This is a genomic window from Caulobacter sp. GW821-FHT09A05, assembly GCF_059418465.1.
The window spans coordinates 156,554-173,758 of the sequence record NZ_JBWKPX010000008.1; the positions used below are offsets into that span (position 1 = coordinate 156,554).

21 protein-coding genes are annotated in these 17,205 nt (G+C 69.1%); 16 read left to right on the forward strand and 5 right to left on the reverse strand.

Annotated features, from left to right (window positions below; genetic code table 11):
• Positions 1 to 85: 85 nt before the first annotated feature.
• Entirely contained in the window at positions 86 to 355 is a 270-nt protein-coding gene (gapR, locus tag AC07NX_RS10345; RefSeq protein WP_018112952.1) for a nucleoid-associated protein GapR, read from the forward strand.
• 109 nt (positions 356 to 464) lie between these two features.
• Positions 465 to 803 (forward strand): hypothetical protein, encoded by a 339-nt coding sequence (locus AC07NX_RS10350; protein ID WP_494641534.1) that lies wholly within the window; start codon positions 465 to 467, stop codon positions 801 to 803.
• Between the two features lie 74 nt (positions 804 to 877).
• On the opposite strand, the gene AC07NX_RS10355 is transcribed toward AC07NX_RS10350, so the two are convergent.
• Positions 878 to 2,356, reverse strand: a complete 1,479-nt coding sequence (locus AC07NX_RS10355; protein ID WP_494641536.1) for a sigma-54-dependent transcriptional regulator — start codon at positions 2,354 to 2,356, stop codon at positions 878 to 880.
• Positions 2,357 to 2,543: 187 nt separating this feature from the next.
• On the opposite strand from AC07NX_RS10355, the gene AC07NX_RS10360 reads away from it, so the two are divergent.
• Positions 2,544 to 2,756, forward strand: coding sequence for a hypothetical protein (locus AC07NX_RS10360; protein ID WP_494641538.1), 213 nt, complete (start codon positions 2,544 to 2,546; stop codon positions 2,754 to 2,756).
• 6 nt (positions 2,757 to 2,762) lie between these two features.
• Here the strand turns inward: AC07NX_RS10360 and AC07NX_RS10365 are convergent, their stop codons facing one another.
• Positions 2,763 to 3,161, reverse strand: coding sequence for a hypothetical protein (locus AC07NX_RS10365; RefSeq protein ID WP_494641540.1), 399 nt, complete (start codon positions 3,159 to 3,161; stop codon positions 2,763 to 2,765).
• Between the two features lie 172 nt (positions 3,162 to 3,333).
• On the opposite strand from AC07NX_RS10365, the gene AC07NX_RS10370 reads away from it, so the two are divergent.
• From AC07NX_RS10370 to AC07NX_RS10380, 3 genes are all read left to right on the forward strand, one after another.
• On the forward strand, positions 3,334 to 5,124 hold the full coding sequence (locus AC07NX_RS10370) for a M3 family oligoendopeptidase (RefSeq protein ID WP_494641542.1): 1,791 nt from the start codon (positions 3,334 to 3,336) through the stop codon (positions 5,122 to 5,124).
• 120 nt (positions 5,125 to 5,244) lie between these two features.
• Positions 5,245 to 6,615 carry an ABC1 kinase family protein gene (locus tag AC07NX_RS10375; RefSeq protein WP_494641544.1) on the forward strand — a complete coding sequence of 457 codons (1,371 nt, stop codon included), beginning with the start codon at positions 5,245 to 5,247 and terminating at the stop codon, positions 6,613 to 6,615.
• 10 nt (positions 6,616 to 6,625) lie between these two features.
• Complete coding sequence (locus tag AC07NX_RS10380) at positions 6,626 to 7,492, forward strand: pirin family protein (RefSeq protein WP_494641546.1); 867 nt, start codon at positions 6,626 to 6,628, stop codon at positions 7,490 to 7,492.
• Positions 7,493 to 7,661: 169 nt separating this feature from the next.
• On the opposite strand, the gene AC07NX_RS10385 is transcribed toward AC07NX_RS10380, so the two are convergent.
• Both AC07NX_RS10385 and AC07NX_RS10390 read right to left on the reverse strand, forming a co-directional pair.
• Positions 7,662 to 8,258, reverse strand: a complete 597-nt coding sequence (locus tag AC07NX_RS10385; RefSeq protein WP_494641548.1) for a hypothetical protein — start codon at positions 8,256 to 8,258, stop codon at positions 7,662 to 7,664.
• The gene (locus AC07NX_RS10390) at positions 8,248 to 8,760 is read right to left on the reverse strand and encodes an RNA polymerase sigma factor (protein ID WP_494641550.1); all 513 of its coding nucleotides are present in this window, start codon (positions 8,758 to 8,760) and stop codon (positions 8,248 to 8,250) included. Before AC07NX_RS10390 ends, AC07NX_RS10385 begins: the two co-directional genes overlap by 11 nt.
• 128 nt (positions 8,761 to 8,888) lie before the next feature.
• On the opposite strand from AC07NX_RS10390, the gene AC07NX_RS10395 reads away from it, so the two are divergent.
• From AC07NX_RS10395 to AC07NX_RS10440, 10 genes are all read left to right on the forward strand, one after another.
• Positions 8,889 to 9,374: a PaaI family thioesterase gene (locus AC07NX_RS10395; protein ID WP_494641552.1), complete on the forward strand. Its 486-nt coding sequence runs from the start codon at positions 8,889 to 8,891 to the stop codon at positions 9,372 to 9,374.
• A 2-nt stretch (positions 9,375 to 9,376) separates the two neighbouring features.
• Positions 9,377 to 10,300 carry an alpha/beta fold hydrolase gene (locus AC07NX_RS10400; RefSeq protein WP_494641554.1) on the forward strand — a complete coding sequence of 308 codons (924 nt, stop codon included), beginning with the start codon at positions 9,377 to 9,379 and terminating at the stop codon, positions 10,298 to 10,300.
• 207 nt (positions 10,301 to 10,507) lie between these two features.
• Positions 10,508 to 11,521: a glycosyltransferase family 9 protein gene (locus AC07NX_RS10405; protein ID WP_494641556.1), complete on the forward strand. Its 1,014-nt coding sequence runs from the start codon at positions 10,508 to 10,510 to the stop codon at positions 11,519 to 11,521.
• Between the two features lie 61 nt (positions 11,522 to 11,582).
• Positions 11,583 to 11,813: an aa3-type cytochrome c oxidase subunit IV gene (locus AC07NX_RS10410; protein ID WP_494641558.1), complete on the forward strand. Its 231-nt coding sequence runs from the start codon at positions 11,583 to 11,585 to the stop codon at positions 11,811 to 11,813.
• 120 nt (positions 11,814 to 11,933) lie between these two features.
• Positions 11,934 to 13,076: a Re/Si-specific NAD(P)(+) transhydrogenase subunit alpha gene (locus tag AC07NX_RS10415; protein WP_494641560.1), complete on the forward strand. Its 1,143-nt coding sequence runs from the start codon at positions 11,934 to 11,936 to the stop codon at positions 13,074 to 13,076.
• Positions 13,077 to 13,210: 134 nt separating this feature from the next.
• Positions 13,211 to 13,546 (forward strand): NAD(P) transhydrogenase subunit alpha part 2, encoded by a 336-nt coding sequence (locus AC07NX_RS10420; RefSeq protein ID WP_035072226.1) that lies wholly within the window; start codon positions 13,211 to 13,213, stop codon positions 13,544 to 13,546.
• A gap of 24 nt (positions 13,547 to 13,570) precedes the next feature.
• Positions 13,571 to 14,020, forward strand: coding sequence for a hypothetical protein (locus tag AC07NX_RS10425; RefSeq protein WP_494641563.1), 450 nt, complete (start codon positions 13,571 to 13,573; stop codon positions 14,018 to 14,020).
• A 2-nt stretch (positions 14,021 to 14,022) separates the two neighbouring features.
• Positions 14,023 to 14,895 carry a hypothetical protein gene (locus AC07NX_RS10430; protein ID WP_494641565.1) on the forward strand — a complete coding sequence of 291 codons (873 nt, stop codon included), beginning with the start codon at positions 14,023 to 14,025 and terminating at the stop codon, positions 14,893 to 14,895.
• Between the two features lie 26 nt (positions 14,896 to 14,921).
• Complete coding sequence (locus AC07NX_RS10435) at positions 14,922 to 15,209, forward strand: hypothetical protein (RefSeq protein WP_494641567.1); 288 nt, start codon at positions 14,922 to 14,924, stop codon at positions 15,207 to 15,209.
• Positions 15,206 to 16,627, forward strand: a complete 1,422-nt coding sequence (locus AC07NX_RS10440; protein ID WP_494641569.1) for an NAD(P)(+) transhydrogenase (Re/Si-specific) subunit beta — start codon at positions 15,206 to 15,208, stop codon at positions 16,625 to 16,627. Before AC07NX_RS10435 ends, AC07NX_RS10440 begins: the two co-directional genes overlap by 4 nt.
• Positions 16,628 to 16,700: 73 nt before the next feature.
• On the opposite strand, the gene AC07NX_RS10445 is transcribed toward AC07NX_RS10440, so the two are convergent.
• Complete coding sequence (locus AC07NX_RS10445) at positions 16,701 to 17,045, reverse strand: UrcA family protein (RefSeq protein WP_494641571.1); 345 nt, start codon at positions 17,043 to 17,045, stop codon at positions 16,701 to 16,703.
• Positions 17,046 to 17,205: the final 160 nt, after the last annotated feature.

Genomic DNA, 17,205 nt, shown 5'->3' on the forward strand with positions numbered 1-17,205 from the left:
GAGCGGGGAATCGGCCTTCCACTGGCGGCCCGTTGCCACTAGGTTCCGCGCCTCCCGTTTCCCGCCTTTTCGCGAGACCCCTGCCATGGCCGACGACGCCGCCCCGCACGCCGACGTGCTGAACTCCACCGCCCAAGGCCAGCTCAAGAGCATCATCGACCGGGTCGAGCGCCTGGAGGTCGAGAAGACCGAGATCGCCGAACAGATCAAGGAGGTCTACGCCGAGGCCAAGGGCAACGGCTTCGACGTCAAGATCCTTCGCAAGGTGGTGCGCCTGCGCAAGACCGACCGCGCCAAGCGCCAGGAAGAGGACGCCATCCTGGACCTGTACCTGTCGGCCATCGGCGAAATCTAGGACGACCCGGATCGGGGGCGCCCGCCTGCCGGCGCCCCCGGCCGTATCGCGGCTGCAATCGCGCTTTTTCCGCGTGCGTCCCGCCGCCGACGCCCGCTAGTCTGTCGCCATGCGCGCCAAAAAGCCGCCTGATCCGAGAGCTCAAGCCCGCAAGGCCGCCCTGAACGCCCTCAAGCGCGCCCGGCGCACGGCCGACAAGGCCGGGGTCCAGTTGTCGGACTGGGAGGGCGAGTTCCTGGGCTCGGTCGCCCAGCGCATCGAGACCTACGGCCGGGCGTTCGGCGATCCCGAAAAGGGCGGCGCCGGCCAGGCCATGTCGGTCAACCAGACGATCAAGCTCAAGGAAATCGCCGCCAAGGCGAAAGGCGAGCGCAAGCCGATGTCGCGCGGCAAGGGCTTCGGGCGCAAGGCCAGGGCGCCGGAGGCGGCCGCCGAGGAAGACGACTAGACCGTTGTCGTCCCGGACGGGGCCCACCGGGCCGCTTCGCGCTCGTCCGGGATGACGGATCGCGGGACGGAGCCCTACGACGCTTCCTTGAGATCCACGTCGATGCCCTGCTCTCGGACCTTGCGGTACAGGGTCGAGCGGCCGATGCCCAGGCGGCGGGCCACTTCCGACATGTGGCCGGCATAGACCTCGATGGCGTGCTGGATCAGGTCGCGCTCGATCTCCTCCAGGGTCCGCAGATGGCCGCGGTCGTCGAGGATGCGCACGGGCGCGTCCTGGGCCTGGGGGCGGGCCATGGCCGCGTGGGCGGCCTGCAGCACGGCCGGCAGGTCGGGCTGAGCGGCGGCGACCGGCGCGACGACTTCCGGCGGCGGCGCCACGATCCCCGAGATGGCCGGGAAGTCGTAGGGCTGCAGATAGGGCGCGTCGGCCAGGATGATGGCGCGATAGACCGCGTTCTCCAGCTGGCGGACATTGCCGGGCCAGTCGAAGGCGTTGAGGCACTTCAGGGTCTCCGGCGCGGCGCCCACCACCCGCTTGCCTTCCTCGACGTTGAAGCGGCGGATGAAGGCCTCGACCAGGGCCGGGATGTCCTCGCGGCGCTCGCGCAGGGACGGGGCCTCGATCGGGAAGACGTTCAGGCGGTAGTAGAGGTCCTCGCGGAACCGGCCCTGCGACACGGCGTGGGCGACGTCGCGGTTGGTGGCCGAGACGATGCGCACGTCCACCTTCTGCGAGCGCTTGGAGCCGATCGGGTCGATCTCGCCTTCCTGCAGGGCGCGCAGCAGCTTGACCTGCATGTCCAGCGGCAGTTCGCCGACCTCGTCGAGGAACAGGGTGCCGCCGTCGGCCTCCTTGAACTTGCCCAGGTGCTTGTCGGTGGCGCCGGTGAAGGATCCCTTCTCGTGGCCGAACAGGATCGACTCGACCAGGTTCTCCGGAATGGCCCCGCAGTTGACGGCCACGAACGGCTTGCCGGCCCGCTCGGACCCGCCGTGCACGGCGCGGGCGATCAGCTCCTTGCCGACCCCGCTCTCGCCGGTGATCAGGATGGGGATGGAACTCTTGGCCGCGCGCTCGCCCATCCGCTTGACCAGGGTCATGGCCGGCGAGGTTCCGATCAGGTCGGCGAAGGTGGTGCGGTTGCTGGCGCGCTTGGTCAGGCGCTCGACCTCGCCCTTCAGGTCGCCCATCGACAGGGCGTTGCGGATCGAGACGGTGATCCGCTCGGGGCTGGCCGGCTTGATGAAGAAGTCGGTGGCGCCGGCCTGCATGGCCTTGACCACGGTGTCGACGCCGCCCGAGGCGGTGAGCACGATCACCGGCTGCGAATAGCCGCGCGCGCGCATCTCCTTCAGCGTGTCCTGGCCCGACAGGCCCGGCATTACCAGGTCCAGCAGCACGACGTCCACGGGCGCGCCGCTGGCCAGGTGGGCCATGGCCGCGTCACCGTTCTCGGCGTGCGACACCGAAAAGCCCTCGCGCTCGAGGACGGCCTGGATCAGCCGCCGTTGAGTCGGGTCGTCGTCGACGACGAGAACCGTCTTGGTCATTTGCAGACACCCGTTAGAACCGGCCGCGTCCGGCATGGGACAGGGCTCTTGTTGGTTCAGAGTGATACAGGCGCGGGGTAAAGACCGGGTTTCGGAGACATGAGTCAGGGGTTAACGGTCGCCCTTAACGAGGTATGACGATCGGTGCGGCGCACCGTGACCGCGATGGGACGAAGGAGGCCGGCCGATGAGCCCGGAAGCGCGCGACCTGGCCGAATGGTGTCGGAACCAAAGGGCCGAGGCCCTTCGTCAGATTGATCTGTTCGGAGCCGGCGGCGTGAAGGCGCTGCTCCAGATGCCCGACGGTTCCACGCAGGACATCACGTCGGGCGTTGTCACGCATCAGGCGGAAAACGCGGCGATGTTCGAGCGGATCGTCTCGGCCCTGACGGCGGCGTAGAGGTCTTCAGCCCGAGATCTTGCCCGGCGGCACGCGGCGGACCACGCCGCCGCCGCTCTGGCTGACCAGGCGCGCGTCGATCCGGGTCTCGCCCTCGCGGCCGACGTGGCAGACGCCCACGAAGCGGCTCTTGCGCTGGGTCTTCTTCTCGACCGTGACGGCCTCGAACTTGACGTCCATGGCCCCCGCCGGATCGCCGCTGGAATCCATGTGGGTGACGTCGATCCCGTCCAGCGGCCCGATATTGAACTTCTCCTTGAGGCGCTCGGTGCAGCTGTGGAACACCACCGCGCTGCGGAGGGTCTGGGCCAACCAGCCCATCGGCTGGGGCTTGTCGGCGGCCATCGCGGATGGCGCGGCAAGGAAGGCCGCGACCAGGGCGACGGAAGCGGCGATCCTGATCATCGATTGGCCCCTCGTCCCGTCCCCTGTCGACACGCCCTCGTCGACCGGCGATATCCTAAGGCGCGACTCGCCGCCGCGCCCTTTAATTCGCGGTAATGCGGCGGGGCGCCTCGCAACGGAAAGCCAAGGCCACGATTGCGCGCGTCTTTCGGCGGGGCCATATCGGTTGATCATGAACGCGCCCTTCAAGACCGAAACCCTGCCCGAGTGGAATCTCGCCGACCTCTATGCCGGTCGCGACGATCCGAAGATCGAGGCCGACCTGGCCGCCGCCAAGGCCGCCAACGACGAACTGGCCTCGCTGGAGGGCCTGTTCCTCCAGGCGCGGGGCGAGCCCGAGCGCCTGGGCGTGCTGCTGGATCGCGGGATCAGGCTGTACGAGCAGGCGACCAACGGCCTGTGGGGCGTGGGCGCCTATGCGGGCCTGGCCGCCTCGACCGCCCGCGACGACCCGGCCTGGGCCAAGTTCGAGGCCGACCTGCGGGCCCGCTCGTCCGCCATCGCCGCCGAGAGCCTGTTCTTCTCGCTGGAACTGAACCAGCTGGAGGACGGCGAGCTGGAGGCGGCGCTGAAGGCCTATCCGGCCGCCGCCCGCTGGGTTCCCTGGCTGCGCCGCCTGCGCCTGTCGCGCCCGCACGAGCTGACGCCCGACCTGGAGCGCTACATCGTCGATCGCGGCCCGGCCGTCAGCAACTGGGTGCGCCTCTATGACGAGACCCTGGCCAAGCTGCAGGCCAAGGTCGGCGATGAGACCCTGACCCTGCCCGAGGCCCTCAACCGCCTGTCCGACCCGGACGGCAAGCGCCGCAAGGCCGCCGCCGACGGCCTGGCCAAGGCGCTGGAGGAACGCGCCTCGACCCAGGGCCTGGTGATGAACACCCTGGCCTTCGAAAAGCAGGTCGAGGACCGCTGGCGGCGGTTCGACAGCCCCGCCCAGTCGCGCCACCTGGCCAACGAGGTCGACGCCGACGCGGTCGACGCCCTGGAGCAGGCGGTGGTCGAGGCCTATCCGCGCCTGTCGCACCGCTACTATGCGCTGAAGGCCAAGGTCATGGGCCGCGAGACCCTCGACTATTGGGACCGCAACGCGCCCCTGACCGCCGCCGCGCCGCGCACCTATGGCTGGGCCGAGGCCCAGGGGGTGGTGTTGGAGAGCTTCCAGGCCCTGGCCCCGAAGTTCGCCGACACCGCCAGGACGTTCTTCGACCGGCCGTGGATCGACGCCCGCCCCCGGGCCGGCAAGCAGTCGGGCGCCTATTCGCATCCGGTCACCGCCGAGCGGCATCCCTATGTGTTCATGAACTACATGGGCGAGCGGCGCGACGTGCTGACCCTGGCCCACGAACTGGGCCACGCGGTGCACCAGACCCTGTGCGCGCCTTTGGGCACCCTGCTGGCCGACACGCCCCTGACCCTGGCCGAGACCGCCTCGATCTTCGGCGAGGGCCTGGTCTTCGACCGCCTGCTGGCCGAGGCGACGCCCAAGGACCGCCTGGGCCTGCTGGCCGGCAAGATCGAGGACGGCCTCAACACCGTCGTGCGCCAGATCGCCTTCCATCGCTTCGAGCGGCGCTTCCACGAGGCCCGCAAGGACGGCGAGCTGTCGCCCGACCAGATCGGCCGGCTGTGGCTGGAGGTGATGGCCGAGAGCCTGGGCCCGGCCGTGACCCTGAACGAAGGCTACGAGCACTACTGGGCCTATGTCAGCCACTTCGTGCACGCGCCGTTCTATGTCTACGCCTATGCGTTCGGCGACCTGCTGGTGCGCGGCCTGATGGAGAAGCGCCGCGAGGATCCGGAAACCTTCGCGCCGCTCTACGAGGACCTGCTGGCCGCCGGCGGAACCCGCACCTATGTCGAGGCGCTCAAGCCGTTCGGCCTGAACCCGCGCGAAAAGGCGTTCTGGGCCGCGGGCTGCGCCCAGCTGGAGCGGCTGGTCGACGAGTTCGAGGCGCTGGTGTGAGAACCCCCTCAGTCGGCTTCGCCGACAGCTCCCCCAGAGGGGGAGCAGCTACGCCATGCGGTCGCCAAGATCCTCCCCCTCTGGGGGAGGTGGCCCGGAGGGCCGGAGGGGGTTTGCGGCGTGTCCGATAATCCAAGAGACCCCGAACGCAACCGCTTGGCCGGCCGGGTCTCGCGCTTCGCCAAGGTCGGAGCGGGCCTGTCCGGCGCGGCGGTCAGTTACGGCGCCAACAGCCTGTTCGGCGGCGACAGCGCCGACGCCCGCAACGCCAAGGCGCTGAGGGCGGCCCTGGGCGGGCTGAAGGGGCCGCTGATGAAGGCCGCCCAGATGTTCGCCACGGTGCCGGACCTGCTGCCGCCGGAATTCGCCGCCGAACTGGCCGAACTGCAGACCAACGCCCCGGCCATGGGCTGGCCGTTCGTCCGCCGCCGGATGGCCGCCGAGCTGGGGCCGGACTGGGCCGGCCGGTTCCAGAGCTTCGAGCACGAGGCCGCCGCCGCCGCCTCGCTGGGCCAGGTGCATCGCGCCGTCGGCCCCGACGGTCGCGCCCTGGCGGTCAAGCTGCAGTATCCCGACATGCAGAGCGCGGTCGAAAGTGACCTGGGCCAACTGCGCGCCCTGATCGGCCTGTTCAAGCGGATGGACGGCTCGATCGACCCGTCGGAGATGATCGTCGAGGTCGGCGACCGGCTGCGCGAGGAGCTGGACTACGAGCGCGAGGCCAGGCTGATGGCCGTCTATGGCGGCTTCTTCACCGGGCGCGACGACATCCGGGTTCCGGAGCCCGCGCCCGCCCTGTCGACCAGGCGCCTGCTCAGCATGACCTGGCTGGACGGCCGGGGGTTGCTGGCCTTCAAGGACGCGCCGCAGGAGACCCGCGACCGCATCGCCGCCCTGCTGTTCGAGGCCTGGTGGAGCCCGATGACCCACCTGGGGATCATCCACGGCGACCCGCACCTGGGCAACTACACGTTCGGCGGTCCCGAGGGGAGCGACGGCGCGGCGCACCTGAACCTGCTGGACTTCGGCTGCATCCGCATCTTCCCGCCGAAGTTCGTGGGCGGCGTGGTGCGGCTGTACCGCGCCCTGTCGAACGACGACCGCGCCGAGCAGGTCGAAGCCTATCGCAGCTGGGGCTTCGCCAATCTCAACGACGACCTGGTCGACGTGCTGAACGTCTGGGCGCGGTTCATCTATGGCCCGCTGCTCGACGACCGGGTGCGCAGCGTCGCCGACGACGTGCCGCCCGGCGAGTATGGCCGGCGCGAGGCCTTCAAGGTGCGCCAGGCGTTGAAGGCGAAGGGGCCGGTGCTGATCCCCCGCGAGTTCGTGTTCATGGACCGCGCCGCCATCGGCCTGGGCGCGGCCTTCCTGCACCTGGGCGCGCGGCATAACTGGAAGGCCCTGTTCGAGCGCTCGCTGGAGGGCTTCTCGGAAGAGGGACTGGCCCAGCGGCAGGCGGCGGTGTTGTCGGCCGCCGGCGTTTCTTAGCGGAACAAAAATGACGGCCAGAACCCTCAAGCGCCTCCACCCCGCCCAGCGCGACGACATCGCCGACCTGGTGACCCGGCGGCCGCTGCCCGGCCCGGCGATCCCGCAGCTGGATCCATTCCTGTTCCTCAACCACCACGGCCCGCAGGTCTATCCGTCGAACAATCGCGGCCTGCCGTTCGGGCCGCATCCGCATCGCGGCTTCGAGACCGTGACCTTCATCCTCGACGGCGAGCTTTCGCACCTGGACAGCGGCGGCCATGAGAGCGTCATCGGTCCGGGCGGGGTGCAGTGGATGACCGCCGGTCGCGGCCTGGTCCACGCCGAGCTGTCGCCGGCCAGCTTCAAGCGGACGGGCGGGGCGCTGGAGATCCTGCAGCTGTGGGTCAACCTGCCCGGCCGGCTGAAGATGACGGCGCCGAACTATCTGGGCCTGCAGGGCGAGGCGATCCCCAAGGTCGAGACCGGCGGCGCGACGATCGAGGTGATCTCCGGAACGGTCGGCGGCGTGACCGGCCCGTTCCCGTCGCTGATCGGCGTGGAGATGAGCGTCGCGCGCCTGGCGCCGGGCGGGGCGGTGACCCTGCCGGTCGCCAGGGGACGGACGGTGTTCCTGTACGTGGTCTCCGGCGAGATCGTCGTCGGCGGCCAGGCCACGCCGCAAAAAGCCCCGAAGTGGAACCTGGTCGAGCTGCACGACGACGGCGACACGGTGGCCTTCGACAGCCCGTCGGGCGCGGTGGTCCTGCTGGGCCACGCCGAACCGATCGGCGAACCGGTCTTCGCCCATGGTCCGTTCGTGATGAACACCCGCGAGGAGATCATCCAGGCGATCGACGACTACAACGCGGGCAAGTTCGGGGCCGTGCCGGGGTAGGGAGCGACGCCCAGGAGCGCTTCCCCTCATCGGTTGTCATCCCGGAAGCCTCGTAGAGGCTGTCCGGGATCCAGGGGACTGGGCTCGCGCCTTGCGGTTCACCTGGGTCCCGGACAAGCGCTGCGCGCTTTCCGGGATGACAACGAAGGTTGGATGAACCTCCGACCGCCTACGTCTCGTATTCGGCCAGTAACCCCTCCAGCCGCCGCTGTTCCGGTTTCAGCACCTTGAAGAACCGCAGCGCGTTCCAGCCGACGCTGGCGCCCAGGGCGACGCCGAACACCAGGAGCATCTGGACCATGTTCCGGTCGGTGGTCTTGCCCACGTTGTTCAACTGGACCACGGCCGCCAGCATCGGAACCAGGAACACCGGCAGGCTCATCCAGAAGATCCGGTAGTTGACCCGCGCGCGGCGGTTGGCGGCCAGCATGGCCTCCAGGGCCTGGCGCACCGGCGAGCCGTCGCGCGGCGCGCGCCTGGCCCGGAGGCCGGTGATCAGCACCGCCGCCAGCACCGTCCAGCAGACGCCCAGCATGGCCAGGGCGCCCCATTCGCGGCCGACATGGGTCTGGCCGACCAGGATCGACCGCACGGCGATCGCCGTGAACAGGGTCACGGTCGCGACGGGGATCGCGAACAGCAGGATCTCGCCGCGGCGGCGGGCTTTCAGCGCGTGCATCAACTGCTCCATCAGATAGGCCTGGGCCTGTTGGTCGGGGGTGTTGGCCTGGGAGCGCCAGGCCTGTTCGAGACGCTCAAACTCCATCGGCGCGCTCCTCCACGAGGTCCGAGAGACGGCGGCGGACGCGGCTGAGCCGGGCGCCGACGTTGGTTTCGCTGAGACCATGCACGCGCGCGATCTCGGCATAGGGCTGGCCGTCCAGCGAGAGCAGGACCAGCGAGCGGTCCAGTGGCGGCAGGGTGCGGATGGCGTCGTAGAGCCGATCCAGCAGGCCGGCCTCCGGCGTGTCGTCCGCCTGCAGCCGTAGCGCCATCTCGGCCTCGATCGCCTCGCTTCGCCGGCGGCGACGGGTCTCGCCGCGCTTCCAGGTCAGGGCGGTGTTGTGCGCGACGCGGTAGACGAAGGTCGTGTCGGCGCTGTCGCCGCGAAAGCGCGGGCGGGCCCGCCAGACCGCCAGCATCAGCTCCTGCATCAGGTCGTGCTGGTCGGCCGGTTCCGCGAAGGCGCGGGCCGTCCGGCGCAGGGCGCCCAGGTGCGGCGCCAGCCACGCCGCGAAAGCCTCGTCCTCCTGCCGCCCAGCGCCCATGATCCGCCCCGTTTTCGAAAGGTTAGACGCCGGCGGCCGCGCCGTCCTTACACGGACCGCGAAAGCCTGGGTCCAGGCTTCCCCAGCGTCGCGCTTGCCAGGCTTCAAACGCTCGTTAGACTTTGCCCATGTCCGACGATCTCACCGACGCCCAGGCCGCCGCCATTCCCGAGGGCTACAGCCATCTGAACTGGTCGCGCGGCTTCGGCCGGCAGATCGGGCCGCTGTACGAGCGGCGGGCCAGGCCGGGCGAGGCGACCCTTGGCTTCCGGGTCGAGGAGCACCACACCAACGGCCTGGGCAATTGCCACGGCGGCATGCTGATGAGCTTCGCCGACATGGCCTGGGGCCGGATCATCTCGCTGCGGAAGTCGTATTCGTGGGTCACGGTGCGCCTGAACTGCGATTTCCTGTCCGGGGCCCAGCTGGGGGATTTCGTCGAAGGCGACGGCGAACTGGTCGCCGAGCAGGACCTGGTGTTCACCATGCGCGGCCGCATCTGGGCCGGCGAGCGGACGCTGATGACCGGAACCGGGGTCTTCAAGGCCCTGGCCCCGCGCGCGCCGCGACCGGGCGAGATCGCCTACGCGGCGTCCGGCGCCGTGGGGGGCTGAGCATGGCCGACGACCATCCCTCGCCCGCCTCGCTGCTCGGCCCGTTCCACGGCGAGACGCCGCCGGCCCCGGCCTGGTTCGAGGCCGCCATCGCCGTCGCGCCCGAACGCGCGCGCATCCCGGTCGAGGGCGCGGAGATCGAACTCCTGACCTGGGGCGAGGTCGGCAAGCCGGGCCTGCTGTTCCTGCACGGCAACGGCGCCCACGCCGACTGGTGGAGCTTCATCGCGCCGTTCTTCGCGAGCGACTGGCGATGCGCGGCGATCTCGTGGTCGGGCATGGGCGGCTCGGACTGGCGGCCGGCCTATTCGGCCCAGCTGTTCGCGGCCGAGATCTTCGCCGCCGTCGAGGCCGCGCGGCTGGAGGCCGGCGGGGTGAAGCCGATCCTGGTCGGCCATTCGTTCGGCGGCTTTCCCGCGCTCTATTGCGGCGTCGAGCACGCCGACCGGCTGCGCGGGATCGTCATGGTCGACAGCAGCATCCAGCCGCCAGAGAAGCGCTGGCGCGGCCCGCCCGCGCGCCCCGGCGCCGCCAACCGTGTCTATCCGACCTTGGCGGCGGCCCTGGCCCGCTTCCGCCTGGCCCCGCCGCAGGGCTGCGAGAACCTCTACATCGCCGACCACATCGCCCGGGGCTCGCTGAAGCCGGTCGAGGGCGGCTGGATCTGGAAGTTCGACCCGGCCATCTGGCAGCGGTTCTCGATGCCGGACCTGGGCCTGCTGCTGCCGCGCATCGCCTGCCCGGCGGCGATGATGTGGGGCGAGCGCTCGGCCCTGATGCATGCCGAGACCCTGGACTACATGATCGGCGAGATGCCCGACACGGTCCGGCGCGTCGCCATCCCCGACGCCGACCACCACGTGATGGTGGACCAGCCGCTGGCGTTCGTGACGGGACTGAGGGGGCTGCTGGCGGGGTGGGGGTAGGGGCCGCTGCGGTTCCAACATAACGCCGTCATTCCGGGCCTTGTGCCCGGAACCCCTCCGTCCGCCGCACGTGCAGCAGTGTGGCGCGCCGGCGCGCCAAGGCGTCTCACCGTCGGCTGAACCAGGGGTTCCGGGCACAAGGCCCGGAATGACGGCTGAAAGGCTCGGCGGGATGACAACCTCTCAGCCGCCCGCTAAGTCCCTCGCATGAGCGCCCAGAAGTCCGGCCCCGTCCTCGTCTACGCGCCCGACCGAGGGATCGGCGACCTGATGTGGCACCTGCCGACCTTCCGGGCGATCGCCGCGACCGCGCCGGAGGGGCGAGTCGTGTTGGCCGCGCGGCCGTCGAGTCATGCGCGCCAGGTGCTGGCCGTCGAGCCGTCAATCAGCAAGGTCGTCTATGCCCGCCATTTCACCGGCACGCTGAAGGGCGTTCACGAGGTCGTCGACTTCTGGCGCATCTGCCGCGAGGTGAAGCCGCGCGCGGTGTGGATCCTGGAGAAGATCGGCCGCCCCGCCCAGGCGGCCTGGCTGGCCGGCGTGCCCGAGCGGCGGGGGTTCGGCCTGGGTCACAAGAGCCAGGAGCAGTGGCTGCAAGGCCCGTTCCTGCCCAAGGCCATGCGGCCCGAGCATCGCCTGACCAAGCTGGCCGCCTTCGAGGCCCTGCACGGGCTGAAGGTCGACAGCCGCGAGCCGGGCCTTTTGCTGGACCCCAGGGCCGTGGCGGCGGTCAAGGCGCGGTTCGGCGAGCGGCCCGGCCCGTGGCTGGTGCTGGGCGTGGGGGCCAGCGAGCCGGCCCGCACCTGGCCCGCCGAGCGCTTCGCCGCCGTCTCCCAGGCCCTGGCCGACCTGTTCCCCACCGTCTTCTGGCTGGGCGGACCCAACGACGAACCCCGGATCAAGGCGACGGTCGCGGCCCTGCCGCCGGGGCGCGACCTCCTGGCCTGCGACCTGCCGCTGGACCAGGCCGCGGCCCTGGTCGCCCTGTCGGCCGGATTCCTGGGCAACGACTCCGGGCCGCTGAACGTCGCCGCCTCGGTCGGCCGCCCGGCCATCGGCCTGATGGGCACAAGCCCCGTGCCGGCCTATTCGCGCTGGCTCTCGCGCCTCGACGGCGGGGAAGGGCGGATCGCCGACATTTCGGTCGACCAGGCGGTCTCGGCTGTTCGAACGCGGTTCATCCAGGAGGAGTGGGCCAACCGCGACATCCGGGCGGCTTGAGCCGACGGCCCGCACGTTGTAAGCGGCGGGGCAATTTTTTAATTCCACCTAGGAAACTGACATGGCCGGCGACTACCAACGCGGTGAAATGGACATCCACGAACAGTCCGCGACCTTCGAAGCCTTCGGCAAGATGACCAAGTGGGGCTCGCTGGCCGTCGCGGTCCTGCTGCTGACCATCACCCTGTGGTTCTGCACCCCGGCCGGCTTCATCGGCGGCGTGATCCCGGGAATCGTGCTTGCGATCCTTGGCGTGGTGTTCCTGCGCGAAAAGCCCGCCTCGGCCCACTGACACCGGTAGACATCGGTAATTTTTTGCCCCTGCCGCGAGCGTAAGGCTCGACATCGGGCAAGAACATCCCCTAGAGAGACGCGCAAGCTCGTCGGAGCAAGCAGCGTCCTTGGGAGGGGTATGCCGATGGCCGTTATCGCCGTCACGAAAGAGACCCGCGGTGGTGAAACCCGGGTCGCGGCCACGCCCGAGACCGTCAAGAAGCTGGCCGCGGCCGGCTTCTCGGTCGTGGTCGAGGCCGGGGCGGGGATCGCGGCCTCGTATCCGGACGCCGACTACGAGGCGGCCGGCGCCAAGCTGGCCAAGACGGCGAAGGACGCCCTGAAGGACGCCGACGTCCTGTTCAAGGTCCGCGCGCCCGAGCCCGCCGAGATCGCCGCCCTCAAGCCCGGCGCCATCGTCGCCGCCGCGCTCAATCCGCACCAGGACAAGGACACGCTGAACGCCCTGGCCAAGGCCGGCGTCAGCGCCCTGGCCATGGAGTTCATCCCGCGCATCACCCGCGCCCAGGTGATGGACATGCTGTCCTCCCAGGCCAACCTCGCCGGCTATCGCGCCGTGATCGAGGCGGCCGAGGCCTATGGCAAGGCCCTGCCGATGATGATGACCGCCGCCGGCACCGTCGCCGCGGCCAAGGTGTTCGTCATGGGCGTGGGCGTGGCCGGCCTGCAGGCCATCGCCACCGCCCGCCGCCTGGGCGCGGTGGTCACCGCCACCGACGTGCGTCCGGCCACCAAGGAGCAGGTCGAGTCGCTGGGCGCCAAGTTCCTGGCCGTCGAGGACGAAGAGTTCAAGAACGCCCAGACCGCCGGCGGCTACGCCAAGGAGATGTCCAAGGAATACCAGGCCAAGCAGGCCGAGCTGGTCTCCTCGCACATCGCCAAGCAGGACATCGTCATCACCACGGCCCTGATCCCGGGTCGCCCGGCCCCCAAGCTGGTCAACGCGGCCCAGGTGGCCTCGATGAAGCCCGGCTCGGTTCTGGTCGACCTGGCCATCGAGGCGGGCGGCAATGTCGAGGGCGGCAAGCTGGGCGAGGTGGCGGTCACGGCCAACGGCGTCAAGATCCTGGGCATCCCCAACCTGCCGGGTCGCGTGGCCACCGACGCCTCGGCGCTCTACGCCCGCAACCTGTTCGCCCTGTCCAGCCTGTTCCTGAACAAGGAGGGCGCCTTCGCCCCCGACTTCGAGGACGAGATCCTCAAGGCGGCCCTGGTCACCCAGGGCGGGGCGGTGGTGCATCCGTCGCTGCTGGCCGGTTAGTTCACTGCGTGAAAACCTCGTGCTTCGACAGGCTCGGCATGAGGTTTTCAAGGAACGGGCGGTTCATTCCGCCCTCATCCTGAGCCTGTCGAAGGACGAGGGCGGTCGCACCGCCTCTCAAAAGAGGGATTGAGATGGAAGCCGTCGACCCCACCGTGTTCCGCCTGGCGATCTTCGTGCTCGCCATCTTCGTGGGCTACTACGTCGTCTGGAGCGTGACGCCCGCCCTGCACACGCCGCTGATGGCCGTGACCAACGCCATCTCGTCGGTGATCATCGTCGGCGCCCTGCTGGCCGCCGCCGCGCACGGGGCCCACAGCGACCTGTCGGGCGGTACGGTCGCCGCCTCGACCTGGATCTCCAAGGGGGCCGGCGCCATCGCCGCCGCCTTCGCCGCGGTCAACATCTTCGGCGGCTTCCTGGTCACCAACCGGATGCTGGCCATGTACAAGAAGAAAGAGAAGAAATAGGCGGCGGGATCCAGGGCTCATCCGATGGACCTGATCTGGGACATCCTGCCATTCGCGATCTATCTCGTGGGCGGGCTGCTGTCGGTGGTGCTTAGCGGCGCTATCGTCGGCGGACGGCTCTCCCGCTCATGGGTCGCCAAGGCGGCGCCGCGCCTGCTGGTCGTTGGTTTGGTGGTGCTGCTCCTGGCGCCCACGCCGCCGCCGGTCGCGGCCGCTGTGCTCGGCTATGCCGGCTTGGCAGTTTTCGGGGTGGGATGGCTTATCAAGGGACGGGTCGCACCGATCGTTCTGGCCGCTGGCGTGCTCATGCTGCTGACCGCGCGCCTCTGGACTGTCTGGTTCGTCGATGGGCGTGACGAAATGCTTCGCTGGGGAATTATCCTCGGAGGGGCCTGGGCTGGAGGGCTGCTCATCTACGGCGTCGCTGCGTGGTTCGAACGCCGGGCCAATGCCCGCGCGGGCGAGGGCGCCTGAGCATGTTCAGCGCGATCAAGAAAATCGCCAACCGGTCCGACAGCCTGCGGCGCATCGCGCTGGAGCGCTGGTGGGACGAGTTGCGCGCTTCGCCCCGGGCCCGCGAACCCGGGCGGCTGATCGCCCATGGCCGCAAGACCTACAGCCAGAACGACGAGGACGGCATCGTTCTCGAGATCTTCAACCGCATCGGCGAGGGCGATCGGCGGTTCATCGAGTTCGGCGTCCAGGCGGGGGTGGAGTGCAACACCGCCCTGCTGCTGATGGCCGGCTGGAGCGGCTTGTGGCTGGACGGCTCTGACAAGTATGTCGAAGCGGCCAAGGGCCATCACGCGGTCGCCGTGGGTCAGGGGCGGCTGACCGTCCAGAAGGCCTTTGTCACCGCCGAGAACATCGACGGCCTGCTGGGGCCCTGGGCCGGCGGGACCGCCGAGACGCCCGCCGACATCGACCTGCTGTCGATCGACATCGACGGCAACGACTACTGGATCTGGCAGGCGATCACCACCGTGCGCCCGCGCGTGGTGGTTATCGAATACAACGCCGCCTATCCGCCACCCGTCGCTTTCGTCGCCGAATACAAGGCCGATCGGGTCTGGGACGGCGGCAACTATCACAGCGCCAGCCTCAGCAGCCTGGAGGCCCTGGGCCGCGCCAAGGGCTACGCCCTGGTCGGCTGCAACCTGTCCGGCGCCAACGCCTTCTTCGTGCGCGAGGATGAACTGGTCGGCCCTGACGGGCAGCCTCGCTTCGCCGCGCCCTACACGGCGGCCAACCACTACGAGCCGCCGCGCTACGACCTCTCCGGCCTGCCTTCGGGCCATCCGCCACGGTTCGGCGTCAACGCCGCGCCTGAACTAAGGGGCGCGGGGTGAACCAAGGCGCTCAACTCGACATCTTGATGATCGTGCTGCCGCTGATCCTGGCCGCCTTGCTGGTGGGTTTTGGCATAGCCGGAACCGTCACGCCGCCTCCAGTCAAAGCCTGGATGCGCCGCTGGATCTTCCGCCCGTTCGCGATCCTCGTCTGGATCGGATGGGTGGCTTACGTGCTTGTCCTGCTGGCGTTGCAGCCGGGACGACCGATGAACTGGGTCTTTCTCGTCTTGGCCGGCTTCTTCAGCTGGCAAATTCTCAAAGGCCGCAAGACGGCCACCAAGTCTCACCCGGAAATGGGGACTTCCGAATGAACGCCAATCTCGCCGCCATCCTCTACATCGTGTCCGGGGTGCTCTTCATCCTGGCGCTGCGCGGGCTGTCCAGCCCGGTGACCAGCCAGGCGGGCAACCGCAACGGCATGATCGGCATGGGCATCGCCGTGCTGACCACCCTGGCCACGCTCTGGAAACAGGGCGCGCTGGATCCCGTGACCATCGGCCTGATCCTGGGCGGCATCGCGGTCGGCGGCACGGTAGGGGCGGTGATCGCCCGCAGGGTGGCCATGACCTCGATGCCGCAGCTGGTGGCGGCCTTCCACAGCCTGGTCGGCATGGCCGCCTGCCTGGTGGCGGTGGCGGCGATCTACACCCCGGCGGCCTACGGCATCGTCGGCCCCGACGGTCATGTGCATCTCAACAGCCTGATCGAGCTGTCCCTGGGCCTGGCCATCGGCGCCATCACCTTCACCGGCTCGGTCATCGCCTTCGCCAAGCTGAACGGCAACATGGGCGGCGCGCCGATCCTGCTGCCGGCCCGCCACCTGCTGAACATCGTCATCGCCCTGGCCATCGTCGCCCTGGTGGTGGTGCTGGTGATCTCGGGCGGCTCGGCGATCTGGGCGTTCTGGGCGATCTTCGCGCTGAGCCTGCTGATCGGCGTCACCCTGATCATCCCGATCGGCGGCGCCGACATGCCGGTCGTGGTGTCGATGCTGAACAGCTATTCGGGCTGGGCCGCGGCGGCCCTGGGCTTCACGCTGGAGAACACCACCCTGATCATCACCGGCGCCCTGGTCGGCTCGTCGGGCGCGATCCTGTCCTACATCATGTGCAAGGGCATGAACCGCAGCTTCATCTCGGTGATCCTGGGCGGCTTCGGCGCCGACGCCGCGGCCGGCGCCGCAGCCGGGGGCAAGGTCGAGACCCGTCCGGTCAAGCAGGGCTCGGCCGACGACGCGGCCTTCATCATGAAGAACGCCAGCAAGGTGATCATCGTCCCCGGCTACGGCATGGCCGTCTCCCAGGCCCAGCACATCCTGCGCGAGATGTGCGACAAGCTGAAGGAAGAGGGCGTGGAGGTGAAGTACGCCATTCACCCCGTCGCTGGCCGCATGCCGGGCCACATGAACGTGCTGCTCGCGGAAGCGAACGTCCCCTATGACGAGGTCTTCGAGCTGGAGGACATCAACAGCGAGTTCTCGACCGCAGACGTGGCCTTCGTGATCGGCGCCAACGACGTCACCAACCCGGCCGCCAAGACCGACCCCCAGAGCCCGATCTTCGGCATGCCGATCCTGGACGTCGAAAAGGCCCGCACCGTGCTGTTCATCAAGCGCGGCATGAGCTCGGGCTACGCCGGCGTCGAGAACGAGCTGTTTTTCCGCGACAACACCATGATGCTGTTCGGCGACGCCAAGAAGATGGTCGAGGGGATCGTGAAGGGGCTGTAGGCCTTCGATCGCTTCGCTCCGAACGAAGAGGCCCCGGATGTTCCCGTCCGGGGCCTTTTGCTTGTGGCGGGTCTCAGCGGGCGGCGACCGCGACGGTGCTGACGCGCGCCGCGATCCGCAGGCTTTGGCGCTGGTGCTTGGACAGTTGCGACATGGCTTGCCGGCGGACCGCGACCTTGCATCCAGCCATGGTGAACGCGCCGTTCGGATTGCCGCGCGCCATGTCTTGGCAGACGTCTTCGGCGGCCGCGCGGACTCGGGCGGCGAACTTGGCGGCGTCGGCGGGGGCCGCCAGGTTCAGGTCGTCGAACGAGATGCGAGCGGTCGGTGCGGCGGGGGCCTGGGTTAGGCCCGGGGTCGGAGCGGCGGTCAGGGCCAGGGCGGCGGCGATGGTCAGGCTGATGGTGAACTTGCCCATTGGAGTTGTCCCTCTATCAGGCATTTGTCTCCCGGCGTCGGAGTGCTTACTCTCATTTCGTTGGGAGTACACATCACTTTTCGATGCGTTTCGGAAATTATGTTAAGTATAACATTAAGTATTATCGATGATATTGGCAATTTTTAGTATCTAAAGCACA

What these genes read in the sequence shown, in the direction of transcription:
- AC07NX_RS10365 (WP_494641540.1), bottom strand. Translation starts at nt 3,161, where the DNA reads ATGATCAGGATCGCCGCTTCCGTCGCCCTGGTCGCGGCCTTCCTTGCC.
- AC07NX_RS10415 (WP_494641560.1), top strand. Translation starts at nt 11,934, where the DNA reads ATGCCGATGGCCGTTATCGCCGTCACGAAAGAGACCCGCGGTGGTGAA.
- AC07NX_RS10440 (WP_494641569.1), top strand. Translation starts at nt 15,206, where the DNA reads ATGAACGCCAATCTCGCCGCCATCCTCTACATCGTGTCCGGGGTGCTC.
- AC07NX_RS10380 (WP_494641546.1), top strand. Translation starts at nt 6,626, where the DNA reads ATGACGGCCAGAACCCTCAAGCGCCTCCACCCCGCCCAGCGCGACGAC.
- AC07NX_RS10390 (WP_494641550.1), bottom strand. Translation starts at nt 8,760, where the DNA reads ATGGGCGCTGGGCGGCAGGAGGACGAGGCTTTCGCGGCGTGGCTGGCG.
- AC07NX_RS10360 (WP_494641538.1), top strand. Translation starts at nt 2,544, where the DNA reads ATGAGCCCGGAAGCGCGCGACCTGGCCGAATGGTGTCGGAACCAAAGG.
- AC07NX_RS10355 (WP_494641536.1), bottom strand. Translation starts at nt 2,356, where the DNA reads ATGACCAAGACGGTTCTCGTCGTCGACGACGACCCGACTCAACGGCGG.
- AC07NX_RS10400 (WP_494641554.1), top strand. Translation starts at nt 9,377, where the DNA reads ATGGCCGACGACCATCCCTCGCCCGCCTCGCTGCTCGGCCCGTTCCAC.
- AC07NX_RS10385 (WP_494641548.1), bottom strand. Translation starts at nt 8,258, where the DNA reads ATGGAGTTTGAGCGTCTCGAACAGGCCTGGCGCTCCCAGGCCAACACC.
- AC07NX_RS10435 (WP_494641567.1), top strand. Translation starts at nt 14,922, where the DNA reads ATGATCGTGCTGCCGCTGATCCTGGCCGCCTTGCTGGTGGGTTTTGGC.
- AC07NX_RS10405 (WP_494641556.1), top strand. Translation starts at nt 10,508, where the DNA reads ATGAGCGCCCAGAAGTCCGGCCCCGTCCTCGTCTACGCGCCCGACCGA.
- AC07NX_RS10420 (WP_035072226.1), top strand. Translation starts at nt 13,211, where the DNA reads ATGGAAGCCGTCGACCCCACCGTGTTCCGCCTGGCGATCTTCGTGCTC.
- AC07NX_RS10425 (WP_494641563.1), top strand. Translation starts at nt 13,571, where the DNA reads ATGGACCTGATCTGGGACATCCTGCCATTCGCGATCTATCTCGTGGGC.
- gapR (WP_018112952.1), top strand. Translation starts at nt 86, where the DNA reads ATGGCCGACGACGCCGCCCCGCACGCCGACGTGCTGAACTCCACCGCC.
- AC07NX_RS10395 (WP_494641552.1), top strand. Translation starts at nt 8,889, where the DNA reads ATGTCCGACGATCTCACCGACGCCCAGGCCGCCGCCATTCCCGAGGGC.
- AC07NX_RS10430 (WP_494641565.1), top strand. Translation starts at nt 14,023, where the DNA reads ATGTTCAGCGCGATCAAGAAAATCGCCAACCGGTCCGACAGCCTGCGG.
- AC07NX_RS10370 (WP_494641542.1), top strand. Translation starts at nt 3,334, where the DNA reads ATGAACGCGCCCTTCAAGACCGAAACCCTGCCCGAGTGGAATCTCGCC.
- AC07NX_RS10410 (WP_494641558.1), top strand. Translation starts at nt 11,583, where the DNA reads ATGGCCGGCGACTACCAACGCGGTGAAATGGACATCCACGAACAGTCC.
- AC07NX_RS10445 (WP_494641571.1), bottom strand. Translation starts at nt 17,045, where the DNA reads ATGGGCAAGTTCACCATCAGCCTGACCATCGCCGCCGCCCTGGCCCTG.
- AC07NX_RS10350 (WP_494641534.1), top strand. Translation starts at nt 465, where the DNA reads ATGCGCGCCAAAAAGCCGCCTGATCCGAGAGCTCAAGCCCGCAAGGCC.